Here is a 15,561-nt window from a genome sequence, read left to right on the forward strand (position 1 = left end):
GAAAATTTCCCAAACTCGCCCCACCGGGCTCGTGCCATCGATCGACGTATCGAAAAAACCAGGAATCTGGTCACGCACATGGCCGTTGCTGATCGGGCTGATGGTTACCATCAGCCTGGTCATAGCATCATTATTTATCGGGGTTTATGATCTGAACTCCGAGGGCGGACGCGAGATGTTCTTTATCACTCGCGTCCCCCGCACCCTTGCCCTGATACTCTCCGGGGCATCCATGGCGGTCGTCGGACTGATTATGCAGTTAATGACCCAAAACCGGTTCGTGGAACCCTCCACCACCGGGACCATTGAATGGGCCGGACTCGGCCTCATCCTGGCCTATATCTTCGTTCCGCAGCCCTCGCTGTTGCTGCGTATGGTCATCGCGATAGTTTTTGCCCTGGTCGGGACCTTAATCTTCTTCGCTTTCTTACAGCGCGTGGCCCTGAAATCCTCGCTGGTTGTACCAATCGTGGGGCTCATGTTAGGCGCAGTCGTCGGGTCGGTATCAACATTTGTTGCCCTACAGACCGATATGCTGCAAAATCTCGGCATCTGGTTTGCTGGTTCCTTTACCGGAGTCACCCGAGGACGATATGAGCTGCTATGGATCGTGGCGATCACCACGATCATCGTTTACTTTATTGCCGATCGATTCACCGTTGCCGGACTGGGCGAGGAAATCGCCACCTCGGTTGGATTGAACTATCGCACAGTGATGATCGTGGGTATTTCGATCATCGCCGTGACCACCGGCGTTGTCTCAGTGGTTGTGGGCTCACTGCCATTTTTAGGATTAGTCGTTCCCAACATCGTGTCAATGTTTCGAGGCGATAACTTACGCACAAACCTGCCCTGGGTCGTGATGGTGGGCATCGTGGTGATTACGCTGACCGACATCATCGGCCGAACGATCATTATGCCTTTTGAAGTTCCTGTGTCGATGATTCTGGGAGTACTCGGTGCTACCGTATTCGTCTTCCTCATCGTTAGAAGGGGGCGTCGTGGCTAGCACAACCGCTATAACTGTTGATCGCACTTCAAATTTTGTCAATACCAAACACCACCGCCGGTGGCTGTTTTCACTCATCGGCTTGATTATTGCCGCCATTGGGTTGACGATCGCCACAATCGTTTACGGAAACCCCATGCCATTTGGCAGTACAGGATTCTGGAAGATCGCCGAATCCCGTGTGGTCTCGGTTGTGGTTATTGCAGTGGTCGCGCTAGCCCATTCATTTGCTACCGTCGCATTCCACACCGTCACGGCAAACCGGATTGTCACCCCTTCGATCCTTGGATTCGAGGCACTGTATGGCCTGATCAATACGGCCGCAGTGTTCTTTTTCGGTGCCGTCGGTGCAACCCTGACCCGCGGGATTGTCTCCTACTTCTTCCAGGTCGTAGTTATGGTCGCCTTTGCCACGTTGCTTTACACCTGGCTGCTGGGATCAAAATTCACTAACGTACACACCATGCTGCTGGTCGGGGTGGTGATGGGAGCTGGACTGGCATCGCTGACCACATTCATGCAGCGTATGCTTGACCCCAACGAATTCGACATCCTCACCGCCCGACTGATGGGCAACATTTCCAATGCCAGCACCGAATACTTACCGTATGCGGTGCCAGTCGTTGGGATTGTGGCTATTTGGTTGGGACTGAATTCTCGGCGTCTGGATGCACTGTCTTTGGGCTCGGCCGTCTCAACCAACCTGGGTTTGACGCACCGCAGAGAGTTGGTCAAAGTACTCATCGCGGTGTCCATTCTTATGGCCATGACCACCTCGCTGGTCGGCCCCATGACCTTCCTGGGCTTCTTGGTCGCAACGATGGCCTATTCGATCGCTGACACCTACAGCCATAAAGCAGTGTTTCCGCTGGCGTTTCTGCTCGGGTATGTTCTGCTGACTGGCGCATATTTTGTCTTGCGGCACATTTTTTACGCCCAGGGTGCGGTTACCATCATCGTTGAGTTGATCGGTGGGCTAGTATTTCTTATCGTCATCATGCGGAAGGGGCGGCTATGATTACCCTGGAAAACGTTACAAAAACCTATGGAACCGAAACCACCATCGGACCTATCAGCGTGGAGATCCCGTCCGGGGGCATTACCTCGTTGGTCGGCCCCAACGGTGCAGGAAAATCCACGGTATTGACGATGATGGGTCGCCTCCTGAACCCGGATACTGGACGCATCACCGTTGGTGGGTTGGATGTGGCCAAAGCCAGATCCAACGACGTCGCCAAGAAACTGGCTATTCTGCGTCAGGAAAACCACTTCGTCACTCGACTCACCGTCCGTCAGCTAATCGGTTTTGGCCGCTACCCGCATTCGCGTGGACGTCTCACAGTCGAAGACGAGCGCCACATCAATGAGGCCCTAGATTTCTTAAACCTTGGGGCGCTGCAGGACAGATATTTAGATGAACTCTCCGGCGGACAGCGACAGCGGGCTTATGTTGCGATGGTGCTGGCACAAGACACTGAATATGTGTTCTTAGACGAACCGCTAAATAACCTGGATATGAGCCACTCGGTACAGATGATGCGCCAGTTGCGTGCCGCAGCCGATGAGCTGGGTCGCACCGTGATCGTCGTGATGCACGACATTAACTTCGCGTCCCGGTACTCAGACAATATCTTGGCCATGAATGACGGCCAGGTCACGCATTTCGACACGTGTGCAGACACCATGAAGTCCTCGGTTCTGACCGAAATTTTCGGCACCTCGGTGCGTATTATCGACGACGTCGATGGACCACTTGCCGTCTACTTCTAATCGCGCGTGACGTCATGGCATCAGTAACACTTCTTTGCCTACGGGACGATCATCACGGTTCCGCGCGCATGCGATAGTGTGGTTCGAGAAACCGACCCCAGCAAAAGACTGGCGAAGCCGCCATGACCACGCGTGCCCAGTACGGTCAGCTGGGCGCGTTGTGTGCAATCGATCATGGCCTCGGCCGGCAGTTTCCGCTCGACCACCGGTGATATCTCGACCCCGGGAACCTCGTGTTGCAAGACCTGCACTTCGGCCATCAACGAGCTCATCATGTCCTCGTGAATCTGTTGTTCCATTTTCTCGTTGGACGCCAAATACCAGACGGTCGAGGTGCCTGTGAAATGGGGTTGAGCCTGGATCAGTTCCAGCGTGACGCCCAGCCGCTTGGCCTCCTGGGCGGCCACCAGTGCTGCATTACGAGCGAGGTCGGAACCATCTACCCCCACCGCAACCGGCCGGGTATCCGGAGTGGTTGCGATGCCCTTGGTTTCTGCTTCATCACCGGAGTCTGCACTGTAGACGATCACGGTGGGGCAATGTGCGTGAGCGGGCAAGGCTGAAGCAACCGAACCCAGTACACTACCCCAGAATTTGCCCAGGCCACGGCGACCCACCACAATGAGTTGGGCATCGGCAGATAATTTGACCAACCAATCGGTTGCATCCCCGATCAGTGCTCGATAAGAGACCTCACCCGGGTAACGCTGCTCTGCTAGCAGTTTCTCAGCCTCAGCGAGTTTGTCTTCGGCCAGCCGGCGAGCCGGATCTTCGACCTGGGCGCCGGACATGCTGCGAATGTAATCGCTATATGGAAACACAAATGCTGAGGCGACCGTCAACGGTGCATTGCGCAAGGCAGCTGTTTGAGCAGCCCAGTACAGTGCATCAATGGCATGGGGTGAACCGTCGAATCCAACGACGACGCCCGGGTTCTTGTGCTCAGATGATGATGGGATGCTCATGCCGAAGACCTCCATGACTAGGATCGTGATTGCTTCCATGGTAGACCACGGCGTCATACCACGCATCACAACGACCATGGGGTGCGTTAGATTGGTTGGACAACCATTGCATATCGGGCATCGCCGACACGTGTCAGCACCAGGGTCAGGTGTTCACCGGATGCCGGTTTTTTGGTATTGCGTCCCTGCATCAGTGTGCGTCGCAACTCTTCCGGTGAGACATCGACGCCACGCTTTTTAATATCGAGCCGAGTGACATTGTGTTCTTTGACGTACCCACGCAATGTCTTGATCTTATAGGGCAGCACTTCGATGATCCGATAGCCGGTGGCAAACGGCGTCTCCTGATACACATCAGAACAGAAATAGGCGATGTGCTCATCGAGTTGCCGTCCGGCGGCAGCATTGGTTGGATCGTCGTTCATAAAGCGTTCCACCATCAGGTCGGTGACCAGTCCGGAACGAATTACTGCGCCGTTGGGTTCATAGAGATACCCGGTGGCGCCGGCGATTCCAGTAACCGGAACCTGTGGGGAGCTACCAAAATTGGTTGACGACGTGAGCTCTGCGGCACCGGAGGCGTCAATGACCAGTGCTGCCCGGCGAATATCGGAACGTTGGGCCAGGTTGAACCACAACACGGCTTCGACCACGCTGCCGTGTAAGGAAACCCACTGGGCTTCAGCAGTGTCAGGAATGACGTTGTGCGCCAGAGCCGGACCGAGTTTAACCCCCAACGGGTAGCCGGCGTCGGCCAGTTCCTCAACGAAGGACAGGGGAGGGGAGAACGCCTCGGGATCAAAAATCCGCACGGTGCCCGACGAGAGGGTCTCACGACGTGCCGGATCCAGCCAGTAACCGCGAGCGGTTCCTTCGGCGGCGGGGTGGTCGGTAACCCATTGCATCGCATCAGCAACTTCGACACTGGCATGTGGGAACGGCATGAGGTTGATCGTGGTTGCTGCGGCGGTGGTCTCATCAATTTCGACGGCGGTTACGGCAATGTCCAATCCGGCGATGGCCAGCGAATCTGCTCCCAGCCCCGAACCCAGGTCGATAACCTCATCGACTCCGGCACGAGCAAAACGCCGTGCATGATGTGCGGCAACTTGTAACGAGGTGGCCTGTTGTAGACCGGCGTCGGTAAAGAGCATCTGTTCAACGAAGGGCCCAAATTTTGCGGCAGCTTGAGTCCGTAATTTCAGTTGTGTCAACACTGAATTCACGATGGGTGGCGCATAACCCTGGCCACGAAGTCGTTCAGCAAGCGCGAGCGTATCAGCGCTGGCATACTCACCGCTGCGCCATAACTCGTTGAGTAGCTTAAACCCCTTCGGGGTCAGGACGCCGGCAAGTTCAGAAGCAGTTGAATCAGACACAACCTCCAGCGTACCCGGTTCTTAGCGGCCGGGTGTATCCACGAAGTGGCGCCGTCGGGCGATGATCTTGGCCAATAGTGCACCCGGACGACGCTGGGCTAACGGCAAGACCCGATAGCCCGCGCTCAAGGCCACAAACGCTAACAGCGCTGCGATCAGACTGGCCCAAAATGGTCCCGGTGCGCCCCAGAGGGCAAGACACGGGGCAGAAACCAGCGGGAAGATCGCGCCACCAAAGAATCGAAATGCAGAAAACGCTGACGACGAAATATGCCGTGGCAGCTCCGTGGCGTTCAGGGCCCCTTCGGTAAAGATCGTATTGGCTGCGCCTTGGACGCCACCTAAGAAAATGATGCCGATGATGACGACCGTCAAATTGTGTGTATTCAGTGCCAGAACCACAAAGCCCACGGCTATCATCGTCAGGGTGATCAGGATAGCGGGGAGCATACCGAGGTATTTGATCATCGGTGCCGGCAGGGTCAACGAAAAGATCGCCAGTGCGGTACCCCAGCCGAAGAATACGGCGCCCAGCATCAACGACGAGTGCCCGACCCCGGATGCTTGCGCGGCAGTGGCCACGGCGTGCGGGGCATAGGCCAGTAGACATATGATCGTAAAGTTGCCCATGAACGAGGCGGTTGACCACAACAACAGTGGCTTCATACTCAGGGCTCGCAAGCCTGCTGTCACCGGGGCCGCGGAGGTTTTTGGTAGCGGCTTGACGAATACCAGGACGGTGGTGGCCGCGATCGTCATCAGCACTGCGGTGCCCAGAAATGGGGCACGCCAGGAAATGGTCCCCAGTGTGCCCCTACCAGTGGGCCAAGCGCCATCCCGAACCCAACGGCTGCCTCATATAAAATGATCGCCGGGGCAGACCCGCCGGACGATGCGCCAACAATTCCGGCCAGTGCCATCGTGACGAATAAGGCGTTGCCGAACCCCCAGCCAGCACGCAGTCCGATGACCTGCCCGATGGTGTCAGAGAGTCCGGCCATGCTGGCAAAGACCACGATGATGATTAACCCGGTGACCAGGGTGGTTCGAATACCGAGGCGTGCCGAGATCGCTGCGGCAAAGAACATCGTGCAGGCGGTGACAAATAAATAGGAGGTGAACAGCAGCATGGATTCCAGGGCTGTGGCGTCCAGGGAATCAGCAATTGTCGGCAGAATCGGAGACACCAACCCAATGCCGACAAACGAGACGGCTGTTGCAAAGGTGATAGCCCAGACGCTGGCGGGCTGGTGGATCAAGCGGCCAGTGGTCGCACTGGACATGACTAATCAGCTGCTTTCGACAATTAGGCGTTCCCTGTCAGATCATTGGCCAAGGTCTCTAGTAACTCCACGGCATGCTCAATGACGGCATAGTCGGCTGCGGAGAAGTTTTCTAGCATCGGTTGCAGGACCGTGGCTACCTGGCTGCGATACTCATCCAACATGTGCTGCCCCTGATCGGTGAGCTCGACCAGTTGGGCTCGCGCATCGGCTGGATCGGGTGCACGTACGACCAAGCCGCCATCCGCCAACCGGTTAACCGCAGAAGTCATCGCCGGCTGCGAAATGGATTCATAACTTGCCATGTGTGAGATCCGCTGTGGTCCGTGGCGTTCGATATAGCCCAGCGCTCGCATTGAGACCGCAGAAATTTCAATGTTGGCTACCTGGGTGACAACTCGGGCAAAACGTGACGAGGCTGAGACGATTTGATTAGCCAGCGGCCGCTGATCGGCTGAGGTGCCCTGCTGTTGTTCGGTGTGATGATTTGCGTCAGGCTGGTCCGCGTCATCAGAAGAATGCATAAATAGATTATATAAATGTTTTATACATATTTGCAAGCGTCGAAGAAATTAGCACTCTATTTGACCAAGTGCTAAACGGCGAATACAGTTGGAAATTGGCACCCGCGGCATGCGAGTGCTAAGCCTTTAGGTTCCAGCCATCCGGCACCCGCGACGACGGTTGGCTTGCCCGGCACATTGAACAATATTTACCTTTTACTTAGTAGGAGAGATTCATGGCTGTCTCCATCAAGCCTCTAGAGGACCGTATCGTAGTTGAACCACTGGCCGCCGAGCAGACCACTGCTTCGGGCCTTGTTATTCCTGACACCGCTCAGGAAAAACCACAGGAAGGCAAAGTTGTCGCAGTAGGCCCGGGCCGCGTTGCTGACAACGGCGAACGTATCACCGTTGACGTTGCTGAAGGCGACGTCGTGCTGTTCTCCAAATACGGTGGCACCGAAGTCAAATACGGTGGCCAGGAATTCTTAGTCCTGTCCGCTCGTGACGTGCTGGCCGTCATCGAAAAATAAGTCTGACACTTCGCTAAGCATTTTTCGAAACGAACTACGAAGGAGAACAGTTGGCTAAACAACTGCTATTCAACGACGATGCTCGTCGCGCACTGCAAGCCGGTGTGGACAAGTTGGCTGACACAGTCAAAGTCACTCTTGGTCCAAAAGGTCGAAACGTTGTCCTCGATAAGGCATGGGGCGCACCGTCGATCACCAATGACGGCGTGACCATCGCTCGCGACGTCGAGCTGGAAGACCCATTCGAAGATATGGGCGCACAGCTGGCTAAAGAAGTTGCCACCAAAACTCAGGATATCGCCGGTGACGGTACCACCACCGCAACCGTTCTTGCCCAGGCTCTGGTCAATGAAGGTCTGCGCCTGGTTGCTGCCGGTGCTGCACCTGGTGAAGTCAAAAAAGGTGTCGAAGCTGCAGTAGAAGTTCTGCAGCAACGCCTGCTGGATAACGCCGTGGAAGTTTCCGGTGACATGGTCTCCCACGTGGCGGCTATTTCCTCGGGTGAAGACGAAATTGGTGAACTGCTCGCCAAAGCCTTCGACACCGTGGGTGTCAACGGTGTGATTACCGTTGAAGAATCCTCGACCACCCAGACCGAACTGGAAATCACCGAAGGTATGGAATTCGACAAGGGCTACCTGTCGCCATACATGGTTACCGACGCTGAGCGTCAGGAAGCCATTCTGGAAGATCCATATATTCTGCTGACCCAGTCGAAGATCTCCAACGTCCAGGATTTCTTGCCACTGCTGGAAAAAGTCCTGCAGGAAAAGAAACCGCTGTTCATCGTTGCTGAAGACGTTGACGGTGAAGCCCTATCGACCCTGGTCGTCAACAAACTGCGCGGCACCCTCAACGCTGTTGCCGTCAAAGCCCCAGGCTTTGGCGACCGCCGCAAAGCCATGTTGCAGGACATCGCCACCCTGACCGGTGCACAGGTCGTCTCCGAAGACCTGGGCATGAAACTGGATCAGGTTGGTCTGGAAGTTCTGGGTACCGCTCGTCGCGTGACCGTGACCAAGGAAGTAACCACCATTGTTGATGGTGCAGGCGAAGCCCAGGACGTGGCTGATCGCGTTGCCCAGATCAAATCTGAAATCGAAGCAACCGACTCCGATTGGGATCGTGAAAAACTGCAGGAACGTCTGGCCAAACTGGCCGGTGGCGTATCCGTGATCAAGGTCGGTGCCGCAACCGAAGTTGAGCTCAAAGAGCGCAAGGGCCGCATCGAAGATGCCGTCGCTTCGACCCGCGCAGCACTGGAAGAAGGCATCGTCGCCGGTGGTGGTACCGCGTTGATCAACGCAGCCTCCGCACTTGACGAAGCCGATACCCTGAAAGACCTGTCATCGGATCAGCAGGCAGGTGTGAACGTGGTTCGCCGCGCAATTGTCCAGCCAACTCGCTGGATTGCGCTAAACGCTGGCGAAGACGGTTCGGTTGTTGTCTCTCGCGTTGCTGAACTGAAACCAAATGAGGGCTTCAACGCCGCAACCGGTGAATACGGCAACCTGGTGGATGCCGGCATCATCGACCCGGTCAAGGTGACCCGTTCTGCGCTGTGGAACGCTGCCTCAATCGCTGGCATGGTCTTGACCACCGAAACCCTCGTTGCTGACAAAGTAGAAGAAGACGAAGACTAAGTCCTCCTACGTCTTAGCGATCAGTCAAAACCTCCGCTCGATTTTCGGGCGGAGGTTTTGTTGTCAAACCAGACTGTTTGACCATGTAGGATCGAGCATGCCAAAGATCTGTGCGAACTTCAAAGGAGATTGTTGACGTTGTCTATTCGCAGCTGGAAAACCGTACTCGCGAGTGTCTTCGCGGCAAGTCTGACCGTAACTGGTTGCTCGAATGCGGATGACTCGACCACATCCTCTGATGAAACACAATCCACACCTCAAGAAGCCGCAACTGAGGTGGTTGACATTGCCACGGAGACTCCGGCTGGCGAAGAATCCCAACGTATCGTTGATCTGTTGAATGCCGAAGAAGATACCACCGCCGAAGACTGGGAAGCAACATTGCACCCAAGCTTCACCGAAGAAGTCTCTGTTGCAGAGCTGGTGGAGCTTTTCAACCAGAATCTTCGCCCAGCTCAACCATTCACTGTGACCAACTACGACGGCGGTGACCGCCAGGCTGTGACCACCCTGACCAGTCCAATATCCGATCCAATCGAAATGACAGTCTCCGTGGATACGGATTCGCTCATTACGGGCCTCTTCTTTGGCCCAAGTACTGACGGTTGAAGAGCTCCGGCGTCGCTGGAGGACTGGAGCGAACTTCTCGATGATTTTCCTGCCACAGTCCATGCGTTAATCACGCCAGCGGATGCCATAGATTCTCCAGAGGCCGCCGTGCTGGCACACGGTGCTGATGAACCCGCCCCGCTAGGTTCCATCTTTAAGCTCTATGTCCTGCTGGCTGTAGCCGACGCCGTCGAAGGCGGCGATCTTGACTGGGGGACGGTACTGACGGTGTCGCCCCAGAATCGCAGCTTGCCATCCGGTGAACTCCAAGACGCCCCCGATGGTACACAGGTGACAGTGATAGAAGCCGCTACGAAGATGATCGAGATCAGCGACAACACCGCGACCGATGTGCTCATCCAGGCGGTCGGGAGACAAGCCGTTGAGGATGCCGTTGTTCAAGCTGGTCACCACGACCCTGCGTTGATGTGGCCCTTTGTCTCGACTCGAGAACTCTTTCAAATCGGTTGGGGCGATCCCGCATATTTAGAAATCTGGCAAAACGGAAACCAGGACGAACAGTACGCGTTATTGGAGCAGCTGGAACATCAGTCGATCAGTCCCCATGATATTGCTGTCGGTGGTGACCCACTGTGGCCACAGGGTGTGGATTGGTACGCTTCGGCGCGAGATATCGCCTCGGTGCACGTGGCATTACAACAACACGACGACGCCACAGTGCGTGAGATTCTAAGCCAGAACCCCGGTGTAAACCAGGATGCATGGGATTATGTGGGATATAAAGGCGGATCATCCTTAGGGGTGCTTACCGGCAGTTGGTATCTGGAAGATGCCGACGGTGAGGGATATGTGGTGGTCATCCAGGCCAACACCGATGAGCCTGCCGGAATCAGTACGAAATCCCACGCGCAGTTCTTTCAGCTCGCATCTTCGGCTATTGAATTGACGTATGACCCCAGGCCAGCTGGAATTAGCCAGGACTGAGCCTTGAGTTCCATATCCTATTCGCATACCCAGAGTTCTTCCCGGAGATCGTGTTGGGGTGGTGCGCCACCGTTAAGTGATGACGCACCACGTGCCTGGTGTCCAGGATGTTTTCGCAGCGTGACCACGAGAGGTTCACTTCCCAGCGCTAGGTCGGCGAGGGCAGGTTGAGATCAGGCCGCGGTGGCCCAGGCGATGTCGATTGCGCCGAGTGGTGGTGGGTCGCTGTTCCAGTGTTTGATCTCGGCTAATGGTGGCCGGGTCTCCACGGTGTAGGAGTGTCCGGTTGGGGTGGTGACGGTGAGTTCATCTGGGGTGCCGGTGTAGGTCCATCCGCGGTTTTCTTTGCGCTGGTTACAGCGTCGACAGAGCCCGGTGGCATTGGTCCAACCGGTAGCCCCTCCGTCAGCCCAACGGATGCGATGATCAGATTCTTGGCACGGGCCGTTACACCATGGGGTGGCACAGGTGTCCTCACGAATTTTCAGCATCTTGGCCAGCCCGTCGGGGAAGCGGCGGGCTCGGGAGTCCATGGCCACCAGCTGCCCATCGGTGGGCCGGGTGTAGAGCCGGCGGAAAAACTTTGCCGCGTGGGGATCAGCTAGCCAGTCTTTAACCGTGCCGGCTGGCAGGGGGCCTTCGCCCAGTAACCAGGCGGGCAGATCATCAACGCCGAAGAATGTGGTGTCGTGCATGACCACAACAACTTCGGCTCTGACCCCATCGGCGGTGGTTTGACCGGTGAGCAGCTCGACGAAGAGATCGGCCATGACCTGATCCCGGGTCAAGGGTTCCCCGTGCTCATCGAGGGCCGCACCCGCGGAGATGCGTTTGTCCGTGAGTTGTTTGATCGTGTCCATCACCGCTAGGCCTTGGTGGGTGGGCAGTTCGGCGGTGACATACACCAACCCATCGCCGGCCGGATCCAGACAGACGCGCCGCTTGCGTTTATTCTCTGCTGCCCGGGCCTCAGCGGCCGCCCGGTCTAACCGGTAGGCGTGGCCTTGGATAAGTCGACGCAACTGGGAAGTGGAGGCCTTACCCAACCGGTGGGCAATGGCCGCATCAATCTCGCGACGATGGGCTTCGGCAAGATGGCTGGTTTGTTCGGCGACCACCCGGGCGTGGTATTCACTGACCCGGCCCGCGTTCAACGCCGCGAAGGTCTGCGGTAACACGGTGGTCAATGCCGTGGCCGTATAGGTCAGGGCTGCCCCCACATACGGGGATTCCCCGCGAGCCAACCCCACTTCTGCTTCAATGCCTTTGAGGCGATCGGAGGTCGGGACCCGCAAGGCGGCCTCATCAGCTTCGCGGTAGTCCACAAACCTGGACGTGGTCTGTGCTTTATCGCCGGCCAGCATCCTGGTGGCTTGCTCCACCAACTGGAGCCGATCAATACAAGACTCCTGGGAATCAGGATCCGGCAACGAACTCAGCAGCGCCATCGCCCGCTGCACCGCGTTTCCTGCTGCCACATCCTGTGTATCCATATCCCCATCCTAGTCAGAGGGTAGGACATGGTAAGCCCCAATCACCCACAATGTGGACAACCGCCCCTCACCACCACAGCTGTGGAAACCGCTACTATTGGCTATCCCGAAATTGTTGTTATAGAACAGGATCTTGTGGCGCTAAGAGTGAATTCAGACATGTGGGAGATGGCCGTCGATAGGTTAAATACTTGCTTATACGTCGGGATGACGTCTGCTAAGGATGTAAGAGTCAATGACCTCGTTGTTTGCCGATATTGTTTCGGAGGTGATCAATGCCTCTTGATCCTAAGGCTCCTAAAGTTCTCAAACACTATGCTTCGGGCTATACTGTGACCCGAAGCATAAAAGAATACATAGGCCGTAGACAGTAAGCGGGAGAGCCCACGTCAAGTGGGCACCGACGGTGCAACATCCTCCCCAGGAATCTCTCAGGTATCCCAACCGCTTGCTTCAGGCAGATCTGGAAAGTAGTCGAAATATCGACTCACCGACGGGGCAACCAGGAGACTGGCAAACTCTCAGGTCAGTAACAGATGGGGAGGGGTACAGCGGATTCATCTATCCACACACACCCAAGGAGACCCATGACCGTTTACGATCTTTCCAAATTCGGCCATCGACATCTCGGCCCCCGTCAATCCGGTGTCGAGGAGATGCTGGAAGCTCTAGGCTATGACAGCCTGGATGCATTGACCACTGCGGCAATGCCGGCAAATATTGTTCAAGAAGAGCCGTTGGACCTGCCCGAGCCATTGACTGAAACTCAAACCCAGGCTCGCCTGCGTGAACTCGCTTCAAAGAACACACTGAAACGATCCATGATCGGTCAGGGGTTCTATGACACGATCACTCCGGCAGTTATCCGTCGCAATGTCACCGAAAATCCCGGGTGGTACACCGCTTACACGCCCTACCAGCCAGAGATTTCTCAGGGACGACTCGAAGCCCTACTGAACTTCCAGACGATGGTTTCGGATCTGACCGGCATGGAAATCGCCAACGCGTCGTTGCTGGATGAATCATCTGCAGCAGCCGAAGCCGTCCTGATGATGCGCCGCGCCAACCGCAAACATGCCAACGATCCCGTTGTGATCGATAAGAATATTTTCCCGCAGACCCTGGCCGTCGTCCTGGGCCACACTCGTCCACTGGGGATTGAAACTATCCTGGTGGATCTGGCAACCGAAGGACTACCCGAAGGTGACATCTGTGGTGTCATTGTCCAGCAACCCGGTAACGATGGTGCCATTGCCAACCACCAGAGGGTCTTTGACGAAGCCAAAGAACGCGGCGCGATGATCAGCGTGATCGCCGATCTGTTGTCGCTGACCATGATCACCCCACCCGGTGAACAAGGTGCCGATATCGCCGTAGGAACGACGCAGCGATTCGGGGTTCCGTTATTCTACGGTGGACCCCACGCCGCCTACATGGCAACCCATGAACGCCTGGTCCGTCAGATGCCAGGTCGTCTGGTTGGTGTTTCAAAAGACGCCAACGGCATGCCAGCCTACCGACTGGCCCTGCAAACTCGTGAACAACACATCCGCCGTGAAAAGGCGACCTCAAATATCTGTACCGCCCAGGCGTTGCTGGCAGTCATGGCCGGTATGTATGGGGTCTACCACGGCCCAGAAGGTGTCACCGAGATCGCCAACCGTACGCACACGATGGCCGCCCGACTGGCCGCATCACTGCGCGACGCCGGCTACGAACTAGCAGCCGAACACTTCTTCGACACGGTTGTCGTGACCGTCAAAGACGTTGAGGGGACCATGGCCAAAGCGGTGGGTGCCGGATACAACCTGCGTCGCTTCTCTAACAACCAGGTTGGTATCTCAACCGATGAGACCACAACCGAAGCAGACATTAAGGCGGTGGCTGAGGTCTTTGGCGCCACCCTGGTCGAAACAGCTGATTCAGCCATCCAAGCCGAGCTGGTGCGTGAATCTGAGTTCATGACCCATGAAATTTTCAACACCATCCGATCCGAAACCGCCATGATGCGTTACTGTCGTCGTCTGGCAGATCGCGATTTGGCGCTGGATCGCACGATGATTCCACTTGGGTCCTGCACTATGAAACTCAACGCGGCCGCCGAGATGGAAGCTATTACCTGGCCGGAACTGGCCGGTATTCACCCGTATGCGCCAAATGATCAGGCCACCGGTTGGATTGAACTGATCAAGGATCTGGAATCCAAATTGGAAGCCATTACCGGTTATGCGGCCGTATCACTGCAGCCCAATGCCGGCTCGGTTGGTGAATATGCTGGCCTGCTGGCCATCCGCCACTACCTGTTGGACAAGGGCGAAGACGACCGCGATATCTGCATCATCCCGGCCTCGGCCCACGGCACTAACGCCGCATCGGCTGTACTTGCCGGACTACAAGTCATCGTGGTCAAAACAGCCGAGGACGGTTCGATTGACTCGACCCATCTTGATGAGGTCCTCGACAAGCACGGTGACCGCATCGCCGCGATTATGGTCACCTATCCCTCTACTGCGGGCATCTACGACACCGACGTCGTCGAGATTTGCGAAAAAGTCCACAACGTTGGCGGACAAGTCTACATCGACGGGGCAAACCTCAACGCGCTGGTTGGGTTGGCACAACCGGGTAAATTCGGAGGCGACGTTTCGCACCTGAACCTGCACAAGACCTTCGCGATCCCACACGGTGGTGGCGGTCCAGGCGTTGGCCCGGTCTGTGTTGCCGAACATCTGGCACCATATTTGCCAGCTGACCCCAATCACGAACTGTCACAGAGCGCGACCCCGGTTGCCTCAACCCGATACGGTTCGGCAGGCGTACTGCCGATCACCTGGGCTTACATCACCATGATGGGTGCTGACGCGCTGAAAGAGGCCACCCAGGTTGCCGTGGCTTCAGCAAACTACCTGGCCCATCGACTGAAAGATCACTACCCGGTGCTCTACACCGGCTTGAATGATCTGGTGGCCCACGAGTGCATTCTGGATCTGCGTGAGATCACCAAAAATACCGGGGTTACCGCAGAAGATGTGGCCAAACGTCTGATGGACTTTGGATTCCATGCGCCAACTATGGCCTTCCCGGTACCCGGGACTCTGATGGTGGAGCCGACCGAATCTGAAGACATGGACGAACTAGAACGGTTTATTACCGCGATGGTGACCATCCGTGAAGAAATTGCGGAAATTGAACACGGCAAGATCGCCGTCGAAGACTCCGCACTGCGCTACGCACCACACCCGGTGGCTGATGTGGTCAGCTCCGACTGGGACCGTGCTTACTCGGTAGAACAAGCTGCCTTCCCGGTACCTGAATTGCAAGTGGATAAATATTTCACCCCGGTTTCACGTATCGACCAGGCCGGTGGCGACCGCAACCTGGTGTGCTCGTGCCCGCCACCAGAAGCTTTTGAATTGCAGTAGGAGTCTG

General features: G+C 56.3%; 14 protein-coding genes and 1 riboswitch. Of the genes, 8 read left to right on the forward strand and 6 right to left on the reverse strand.

From position 1 onward, the window contains the following. Positions 1 to 31: 31 nt before the first annotated feature. Genes K8V32_RS09010 through K8V32_RS09020 form a run of 3 tightly spaced genes read left to right on the forward strand, consistent with a single transcriptional unit; the run spans position 32 to position 2,779 of the window. Positions 32 to 1,009 carry an ABC transporter permease gene (locus K8V32_RS09010; protein ID WP_524536724.1) on the forward strand — a complete coding sequence of 326 codons (978 nt, stop codon included), beginning with the start codon at positions 32 to 34 and terminating at the stop codon, positions 1,007 to 1,009. Continuing rightward, a complete protein-coding gene (locus tag K8V32_RS09015) occupies positions 1,002 to 2,027 on the forward strand; it encodes an iron chelate uptake ABC transporter family permease subunit (RefSeq protein ID WP_303906085.1) in 1,026 nt (341 codons plus the stop codon). The genes K8V32_RS09010 and K8V32_RS09015 overlap by 8 nt, the downstream gene beginning before the upstream one ends. Next, positions 2,024 to 2,779, forward strand: coding sequence for an iron ABC transporter ATP-binding protein (locus tag K8V32_RS09020; protein WP_303906089.1), 756 nt, complete (start codon positions 2,024 to 2,026; stop codon positions 2,777 to 2,779). The genes K8V32_RS09015 and K8V32_RS09020 overlap by 4 nt, the downstream gene beginning before the upstream one ends. Before the next feature lie 38 nt (positions 2,780 to 2,817). Here K8V32_RS09020 and K8V32_RS09025 read toward each other — a convergent pair whose 3' ends face one another. Genes K8V32_RS09025 through K8V32_RS09045 form a run of 5 tightly spaced genes read right to left on the reverse strand, consistent with a single transcriptional unit; the run spans position 2,818 to position 6,930 of the window. Beyond that, complete coding sequence (locus K8V32_RS09025) at positions 2,818 to 3,801, reverse strand: universal stress protein (protein ID WP_303906093.1); 984 nt, start codon at positions 3,799 to 3,801, stop codon at positions 2,818 to 2,820. 29 nt (positions 3,802 to 3,830) lie between these two features. After that, entirely contained in the window at positions 3,831 to 5,123 is a 1,293-nt protein-coding gene (locus K8V32_RS09030) for a THUMP-like domain-containing protein (protein WP_303906096.1), read from the reverse strand. Positions 5,124 to 5,144: 21 nt separating this feature from the next. Then, on the reverse strand, positions 5,145 to 5,882 hold the full coding sequence (locus K8V32_RS09035) for an MFS transporter (RefSeq protein WP_303906099.1): 738 nt from the start codon (positions 5,880 to 5,882) through the stop codon (positions 5,145 to 5,147). Then, positions 5,882 to 6,406, reverse strand: a complete 525-nt coding sequence (locus K8V32_RS09040; protein ID WP_303906102.1) for an MFS transporter — start codon at positions 6,404 to 6,406, stop codon at positions 5,882 to 5,884. Before K8V32_RS09040 ends, K8V32_RS09035 begins: the two co-directional genes overlap by 1 nt. Positions 6,407 to 6,429: 23 nt before the next feature. Continuing rightward, on the reverse strand, positions 6,430 to 6,930 hold the full coding sequence (locus K8V32_RS09045; RefSeq protein WP_303906105.1) for a MarR family winged helix-turn-helix transcriptional regulator: 501 nt from the start codon (positions 6,928 to 6,930) through the stop codon (positions 6,430 to 6,432). Positions 6,931 to 7,145: 215 nt separating this feature from the next. Here K8V32_RS09045 and groES point away from each other — a divergent pair, with 215 nt between their 5' ends. The 4 genes from groES (at position 7,146) to K8V32_RS09065 (ending at position 10,639) form a co-directional block, all read left to right on the forward strand. After that, entirely contained in the window at positions 7,146 to 7,442 is a 297-nt protein-coding gene (gene groES, locus K8V32_RS09050) for a co-chaperone GroES (protein WP_303906107.1), read from the forward strand. A gap of 50 nt (positions 7,443 to 7,492) precedes the next feature. Continuing rightward, on the forward strand, positions 7,493 to 9,085 hold the full coding sequence (gene groL, locus K8V32_RS09055; protein ID WP_303906108.1) for a chaperonin GroEL: 1,593 nt from the start codon (positions 7,493 to 7,495) through the stop codon (positions 9,083 to 9,085). 138 nt (positions 9,086 to 9,223) lie between these two features. Further along, on the forward strand, positions 9,224 to 9,694 hold the full coding sequence (locus K8V32_RS09060) for a Cpe/LpqF family protein (RefSeq protein WP_303906111.1): 471 nt from the start codon (positions 9,224 to 9,226) through the stop codon (positions 9,692 to 9,694). Between the two features lie 108 nt (positions 9,695 to 9,802). Further along, positions 9,803 to 10,639 (forward strand): serine hydrolase, encoded by an 837-nt coding sequence (locus K8V32_RS09065; protein ID WP_303906114.1) that lies wholly within the window; start codon positions 9,803 to 9,805, stop codon positions 10,637 to 10,639. A 173-nt stretch (positions 10,640 to 10,812) separates the two neighbouring features. Here the strand turns inward: K8V32_RS09065 and K8V32_RS09070 are convergent, their stop codons facing one another. Then, positions 10,813 to 12,132, reverse strand: coding sequence for an HNH endonuclease (locus tag K8V32_RS09070; RefSeq protein ID WP_303906117.1), 1,320 nt, complete (start codon positions 12,130 to 12,132; stop codon positions 10,813 to 10,815). 365 nt (positions 12,133 to 12,497) lie between these two features. Further along, positions 12,498 to 12,589, forward strand: a riboswitch (glycine riboswitch). 130 nt (positions 12,590 to 12,719) lie between these two features. Here K8V32_RS09070 and gcvP point away from each other — a divergent pair. Then, entirely contained in the window at positions 12,720 to 15,554 is a 2,835-nt protein-coding gene (gcvP, locus tag K8V32_RS09075; protein WP_303906120.1) for an aminomethyl-transferring glycine dehydrogenase, read from the forward strand. Positions 15,555 to 15,561 lie beyond the last annotated feature (7 nt).

It is taken from the genome of Enteractinococcus helveticum (genome assembly GCF_020742345.1).
In the GTDB taxonomy this organism is placed as follows: domain Bacteria; phylum Actinomycetota; class Actinomycetes; order Actinomycetales; family Micrococcaceae; genus Yaniella; species Yaniella helvetica_A.

What these genes read in the sequence shown, in the direction of transcription:
- K8V32_RS09045 (WP_303906105.1), bottom strand. Translation starts at nt 6,930, where the DNA reads ATGCATTCTTCTGATGACGCGGACCAGCCTGACGCAAATCATCACACC.
- K8V32_RS09070 (WP_303906117.1), bottom strand. Translation starts at nt 12,132, where the DNA reads ATGGATACACAGGATGTGGCAGCAGGAAACGCGGTGCAGCGGGCGATG.
- K8V32_RS09025 (WP_303906093.1), bottom strand. Translation starts at nt 3,801, where the DNA reads ATGACGCCGTGGTCTACCATGGAAGCAATCACGATCCTAGTCATGGAG.
- groES (WP_303906107.1), top strand. Translation starts at nt 7,146, where the DNA reads ATGGCTGTCTCCATCAAGCCTCTAGAGGACCGTATCGTAGTTGAACCA.
- K8V32_RS09020 (WP_303906089.1), top strand. Translation starts at nt 2,024, where the DNA reads ATGATTACCCTGGAAAACGTTACAAAAACCTATGGAACCGAAACCACC.
- K8V32_RS09035 (WP_303906099.1), bottom strand. Translation starts at nt 5,882, where the DNA reads ATGACGATCGCGGCCACCACCGTCCTGGTATTCGTCAAGCCGCTACCA.
- gcvP (WP_303906120.1), top strand. Translation starts at nt 12,720, where the DNA reads ATGACCGTTTACGATCTTTCCAAATTCGGCCATCGACATCTCGGCCCC.
- K8V32_RS09040 (WP_303906102.1), bottom strand. Translation starts at nt 6,406, where the DNA reads ATGTCCAGTGCGACCACTGGCCGCTTGATCCACCAGCCCGCCAGCGTC.